2 protein-coding genes and 2 pseudogenes are annotated in these 3,478 nt (G+C 68.5%); 3 read left to right on the top strand and 1 reads right to left on the bottom strand.

All coding sequences use genetic code 11. The annotated features are described in order from the left end of the window. The 3 genes and pseudogenes from I6A81_RS40720 to I6A81_RS40730 all read left to right on the top strand — a co-directional run. Positions 1-348 (top strand): annotated as a pseudogene (locus tag I6A81_RS40720) (hypothetical protein); the annotation flags it as partial. Positions 349-660: 312 nt separating this feature from the next. Then, positions 661-1,833, top strand: a complete 1,173-nt coding sequence (locus I6A81_RS40725) for an ISAs1 family transposase (RefSeq protein ID WP_238431148.1) — start codon at positions 661-663, stop codon at positions 1,831-1,833. A 578-nt stretch (positions 1,834-2,411) separates the two neighbouring features. Beyond that, on the top strand, positions 2,412-2,972 hold the full coding sequence (locus I6A81_RS40730) for a DUF4333 domain-containing protein (protein ID WP_203008138.1): 561 nt from the start codon (positions 2,412-2,414) through the stop codon (positions 2,970-2,972). A gap of 132 nt (positions 2,973-3,104) precedes the next feature. Here I6A81_RS40730 and I6A81_RS45970 read toward each other — a convergent pair. Further along, positions 3,105-3,304, bottom strand: a pseudogene (locus tag I6A81_RS45970) (glutamate-5-semialdehyde dehydrogenase); the annotation flags it as partial. Positions 3,305-3,478 lie beyond the last annotated feature (174 nt).

Below are 3,478 nucleotides of genomic sequence, written 5' to 3' on the forward strand. Positions count from 1 at the left end.
ACCTTCTCCGCGCTGCAGACCGGTGGTGCCTGGGTCGCGAACAGTACGTTCTTCCAGTACTGCGCCATGGTCCCCGGCGTCGTGGGCACCGTCTGCGGCTCCGCCCAGGCCGTCGGCTACGCCCTCAACGGCCAATGGGCCGAAGCCGCCCTCGCCGGCGCCGGCATGCTCCCCGGCGCGGCCGTCGTCGCCAGCGGCGCCAAAGCCCTCAAGACCTTCAAGCAAGCCGAAGCCGCCGCCACGACCGCCAGCCGCTACGGCGACGACCTCACCGACGCCGCCCTCTCCTGCACGGTCGGCGGCGGCCGCAAGAGCTTCGCCGTGATACCCAGGGCCTCGGCAAGGTAGCCAGCAGTTATGGTCGATGACTTGACGTAGTCACGCTGGTGGTCGCTTCCCGTCTCGGGGTCTGGTGGCAGGTTCCGGCAGGGCTCCGCCGTTCGCGGGTCGAACGGGCCATGGCGGAATGTCGCTGGGTCCTCGGTCGGCGTCTCGCGCAACGGCCGGGCGGCTTTGACGGGCCACCGGCCTTGTTTTGAGGAGGCCCGGTACCGGCGTTGTGACGGAAGTGGCCTCCTGTTCGGACAATGAAAGCGCCAACCCACATTGTCCAACAAAACAGAAGGCCACCGCGTGCCATCATGCCAGCCTGCCCCCGGCATGTCCACCGCCCCGTTCGACCCCGAGCGGTGCGACATCTCCAGCCTGCTCACGATGCTGGGCCGGGTTCCCGACCCCCGCGACCCGCGGGGAAGAATCTTCAGCCTGTCGTTCGTCCTGGCCGTGACGCTCGTCGCGACGCTGACGGGCGCGAAATGCCTACGCGAGCTCGGCAGCAGAATCGCCGACCTGCCGCAACCGCTGCTCGTCCGCCTGGGCGCACCCTTCGACCATTTCCACGGGATCTTCCGGGCGCCCTCGGAAAAGACGGTCCGCCTGCTCCTGAAGACGATCGACGTAGATGCCCTGGACCTCGCGTTCGGCGCCTGGCTGTTCGCGCAGGCGACGCGGGCGTGGGGCGAACAGCTCGCGATCGCGATCGACGGCAAGATCCTGCGCGGGGCCTGGTCCGGAGAGAACACACAGGTCAGGCTCCTGTCGGCGATGCTCCAGGGTAAGGGCGTCGTCGTCGCGCAGGTCCGCGTCCCCGACGACACGAACGAGATCACGCAGGTCGCCGACCTGGTCGGAAAACTCCCGGAGACACTCGGCCGGCCGGCCGTCACGCTTGACGCCGTGCACACCCAGCACGACACCACCGACGTCGTCGTGAAGGCGGGGATGGACTACGTCCTCACGATAAAGGGAAACCAGCCTACGCTGGAAAGGCAGACGTTCGAAAGGATCCTTCCCCTTCTCCAGGAACCACCCCACCATGAGGCCGAGGAACGCGGCCATGGCCGGATCAAAAAATGGCGGACCTGGGCCACGAACGCCGACGGGATCGACTTCCCGCACGCCGCCACCGCTGGCGTCATCCGCCGCGATGAGTTCGACCTCCAGGGAGCGCGCGTCAGCCGCGAACACGCCCTCATCCTCACCAGCGCCCCCGGCGGCCGCGCCACCGCTGCCTATCTCCATACCCACATCCGCGGCCACTGGGGAATCGAAAACGAAATCCACTACACCCGCGACACCGCCTGGCGCGAGGACGCGAACCCGACCTACACCGGAAACACCAACCACACCCTCGCGAGCTTCCGGAACCTGGCCATCGGAGTAATCCGCCTCAACCAGATCAGAAGGATAAAGGAAACCCTCGAGTACATCGCCGCCGACCGCTACCGAGCACTCCCACTCCTCGTCACGGCCTGTAACGGACCAACGCGGTGAGCTACCTCGCCGAGGCCCTGGGTTCGATGGGGGAGTCAAACCAGGAGGAAGCGGACGGAATGGGCGCGCCGAGTGGTCCAGAACCACCCGGTGGGTTGTCCGCTCGGCACGTATCCCCTCCAGCGGGGCCCGTTCGAGAAGGCTCATCTGGCGGGCCTTTCCTCCCGGCCGGCGCCGCCATGTCGACGCGTGACGAACGCCCCCTTTGCGGTCGATCAAGGTACCGGCTCCAGCCAGGCATCCGACACGTGCCGCGTGGGGAGCGCGCCGGTACACCTGCCGCTACGCCACGGACACGCGCCGGAACCCGTCGTCACCGGATGGGGCAGGGCGCGACGCGCCGGTCGCCGTCACGTGGCGCCCCGGCGATGGCAACGTCAGGACTGGCAGATGTCTGCGCAGGTCAGAGCACCCATGCGGGTACATTTCACCGAGCCGTTCGTCGTTTGACGGCGGCATAAGGGGGACTTTCGGCGTCCAGGGGTTGCCGTTGTCGCGGGCACTCGTCGGGTCGCCATGCGGTGAGCCGGCGACCCCGGGGTCGGATGTGGGTACCCGCAACCAGGAGGGGGACAGGCATGCGGTTCTTCGCTACTGCCGCACGCGGGCAGGACATCGAGGGCGGCGAGGTCGTACCAGGCGCGGCGGGCGGCGCTCCGAGGGGGCGTTCGTCCCGGTTGCCGTGGGGCGTCGGGATCGTGCTGGTGGCGGCCGTTGTCACGGTCGGCGCGGCGGGCTGTTCGGACTCGGACGATGACGCCGACAGTACGGCGACCCCCGTCGCGTCCGTGACCGCGTCGGCGGCGCTCACACCCGAGCCGATCTCCGGCTCGGCGGCACCAGAGGAAAGCCCGGCGCCGGCGACCTCGGCCCCGGCCGGCTCGACCGGGCCCGCCGTTGTCGAGCCGCAGCCGGTGTCCGGGGAGACTCTCGAACAGCAGATCGAGGGCGCCTACCAGGCCAGGGACGGCAAGCTGAACTTCGAGGTCGACTGCCCCACCGACCTTGAGGGCGCGGTCGGCGCCTCGGTCAACTGCACGCTGACCAGCGTGGACAACGGCGACCAGATCCCGGTCACGGTCCGGGCGACCGAGATCGCGGCTGACGGGACGGTCGTCTGGGAACTCCACAACGCCTGATTTCCGGTGTCGACGCCGGGTCCGGACGCCCACGGGCGTCCGGACCGGCGCCGGCCGTGTGGCGCCTCTCCCGTGCCAGAGCGCGTTCAGAGGATCTGGCGTCACACTGTCATGATCGACCGATGCCGCCAGGACGAGGCGGCCGTCGCCTGGGCCGATCCACTTGGCGGAGGTCAGCTCGAGCAGGCCCATCGAGCTGCGTGCGTGCAGCTTCTGGGTGCAGATACCGATCTCCGCGCCGAACCCGACCGCTCCCCGTCGGTCGACCGGGTCAAGGCGTTCACCATCACCGCTGCGCTGTCGCAGGTCGCCACGAACCGCTGGCTATGAGCGTTTCGGGTGGATCTGAGAAGAAACGATCATAGCCACGTAGTTGTCGGGATTGGCTCCACTTGGCCAGTCCGAGCTGGCGAATCGCGGTTGTTGGCTAGCGTCGGAACGCCAGATGTGGCCGAGGTTGGCCAGCATCGTTGAGGGCCTGCTGCCGTGCCGCTTCGGGAGAGGGG

The organism is Frankia nepalensis (assembly GCF_016786325.1).
Classification (GTDB): Bacteria; Actinomycetota; Actinomycetes; order Frankiales; family Frankiaceae; genus Pseudofrankia; species Pseudofrankia nepalensis.